The 2,447-nt window shown below is 77.8% G+C and carries 3 protein-coding genes; all 3 read right to left on the bottom strand.

From position 1 onward, the window contains the following. A partial coding sequence (locus JZ5iCDA_RS16825) for a sirohydrochlorin chelatase (protein WP_171905421.1) occupies positions 1–539 on the bottom strand: 539 nt, incomplete at its 3' end. Further along, complete coding sequence (locus JZ5iCDA_RS16820; protein ID WP_069388166.1) at positions 536–1,627, bottom strand: uroporphyrinogen-III synthase; 1,092 nt, start codon at positions 1,625–1,627, stop codon at positions 536–538. The genes JZ5iCDA_RS16825 and JZ5iCDA_RS16820, both read right to left, overlap by 4 nt. 59 nt (positions 1,628–1,686) lie before the next feature. Beyond that, positions 1,687–2,447, bottom strand: a 761-nt coding sequence (gene cobA / locus JZ5iCDA_RS16815) for a uroporphyrinogen-III C-methyltransferase (RefSeq protein ID WP_253182135.1), incomplete at its 5' end; no start/stop codon positions are given.

The following is a 2,447-nucleotide window of genomic DNA, read 5'->3' as shown; positions in this document are numbered from 1 at the left end:
CCGGCAGCGAGCCGTTCGACGTCGCGCGCGGCGCCCGGGCGGCTCGACCCCGCCGCGGCGATCACCACGGCGTCGTCGGCGCGCACGCCGGCCTCCGCGAGGCGGTCGGCGAGCAGGTCCACGAGCCGCTCGTCGGGCCCGAGCGGCGTCGCCGCCGCGGCGGAGCCCGTCCCGGGTCCGCGGTCCTCGACCGACGCGGCGATGTCCACCCCCACGTGGAACCCGCCGGAGAGGAGCAGCGGCACGACGACCGCGTCCCCGGGCTCGCCGTCCGCCGGCGCGACGACCGACGTGACGACGTCCGCCACCTCGGGCCGCTGGACGTCGACGAACGCCTCGCGCACGTCGAGGTCGGGTCGGGCGGCGCGGACGTCGTCGAGCAGCGCGCGGATCACCGCGCGCCCGGCGATGTCGTTCGTGCCGTGCGAGCAGCCGACGAGCACAGGCGCGCCGCCCGCCGACGGATGCCCTCCCCCCGCGCCTTCGGACGCGGGACGCCCCGACGCGTCGGACGGGAAGGCCAGGATCTCCGTGCTCATGCGAGCTCCAATCGGTATCCGCGCTTGACGACGGTCCGCACGAGGTCGCGCCGACCGGCCGCCTCGCGCAGCCGCGCGACCGCGACCTCGGCGGCGTGCGGGTCGCGCGAGTCGCCGGGCAGGATGTCGAGGACGTCGTCGCGCGTGACGACCTCCCCCCGCCGCGACGCCAGGAGGCGCAGCACCTCGAGCGAGCTCGGCGACAGGGGCAGCACCGCGCCGTCGAGCACCGCGACGCGCGAGCGGATCTGCAGCGGCCCTGCGACGGTCGCGAGCGCCACCGTCTCGGCGTGCTCGTAGTGGGCGACGAGCGCGCGGACCAGCGCGCCGAGGCGTCCGCGCTCGGGCTGGAGCGCCGTGACACCCCGGTGCTCGAGGGGCTTGGCGGTGACCGGCCCGACGGCGGCCGCGACCATCGAGCCGTCCTGGAAGCGGCTCACGACGAGCCGGCCGACCCCGTGCTCCTCGGCGGCGCTCATCCACGCCTCCGCGCCGGGCGCCGAGGTGAACACGACGGCGTCGATCTCGCCCGACGCCGCCGCCTCGACGGACGCGCGAACGACGTCCGGGTCGGGCGGCGGTCCCCACCGGTACACGACGAGCGACGCCACCTCTGCGCCCGCCTCGGCGAACACGACGTCGAGCCCGTCCGCGCCGGCTCCGTGGTGCTGGACGGCGATGCGCAGGCCTGCGACGCCCTCGCCGAGCAGGACGTCGGCGATCTCGGCCGACGTCTCGGACTCGGCGACCCAGTCCGCGGTGAGCCCGGCCGCCTGGATCGCACCCCGCGCCTTGGGGCCGCGCGCGACGAGCCGTGCGTCGCTGAGCACCTCGAGCAGGCGGTCCGCCAGCCCGTGGGCGTCCGCGGCCTCGACCCACGAGCGGAACCCGATGCCCGTCGTCACGACGACGACGTCCGGCGGGTGCTCGACGAGGTCACGCGTCCCGGCGAGGAGCTGCTCGTCGTCGGCGTGCGGGATCATGCTCAGCGCCGGCGCGTGGCGCACCTCCGCCCCGCGGCGCTCGAGCGCGGCGGCGAGCTCGCTCTTGCGGCGGTCGGCCGTGAGGAGCACGGTGCAGCCCGCCATCACCTGCCCGAGCGCGGGACGGGCACCGGGCGCCTCGAGCCCGGCGGCGTGGTCCCCGGTCACGCGGGCGGCGCCGGGTCGAGCCGTCCCTCGGCGGCCACGTCCCCGATCACGATGATCGCCGGGGCCCGGACCCCGGCCTGGGCGGCGCGCTCGGCGACGTCGGAAAGCGGCGCGCTCGTCACGCGCTGGCGCGGCGTGGACCCGTTCTCGACGACGGCGACGGGCAGCGCCGGGTCGGCCCCGGCGTCCAGCGCCTGGGCCGCGATGCGTGACAGCTGCGAGACACCCATGAGGACGACCAGCGTAGCCGCGCGCTCGCGCACCGACACGAGCGACGCGGCGTCGAGGCCGTCGTGGCCGCTGACGACGTGGAACGCCGCGACGGTCCCGCGGTGCGTCACGGGGATGCCGGCGAGCGCGGGCACGCTCAGCGCGCTCGACACGCCCGGCACGACCTCGACCGGGACGCCGGCCTCGCGGCACGCGAGGACCTCCTCGCCGCCGCGCCCGTACACGAACGGGTCCCCGCCCTTGAGGCGCACGACGGCCCGCCCGCGCCGCGCCTGCTCGACGAGGATCGCGTTGATCTCGTGCTGCGGCACGGGGTGGTTCCCGGGCGTCTTGCCGACGTCGATCACCTCGACGCCGGGCGCGAGCTCCTCGAGCACCTCGACCGGTCCGAGCCGGTCCGCGACGACGACGTCCGCCTCGGCGAGCGCGCGCCGGCCGCGCACGGTGAGCAGGTCGACCGCGCCGGGGCCGCCGCCGACGAGCGTGACGGTGCCGACGCCGCCCGGTGCGGGGCGGCGACGACGCC

Source organism: Cellulosimicrobium cellulans (genome assembly GCF_001722485.1).
Taxonomy (GTDB): domain Bacteria; phylum Actinomycetota; class Actinomycetes; order Actinomycetales; family Cellulomonadaceae; genus Cellulosimicrobium; species Cellulosimicrobium cellulans_A.
The sequence above is the reverse complement of the archived record's forward strand: the minus strand, read 5'-3'. Positions and strand labels throughout refer to the sequence as shown.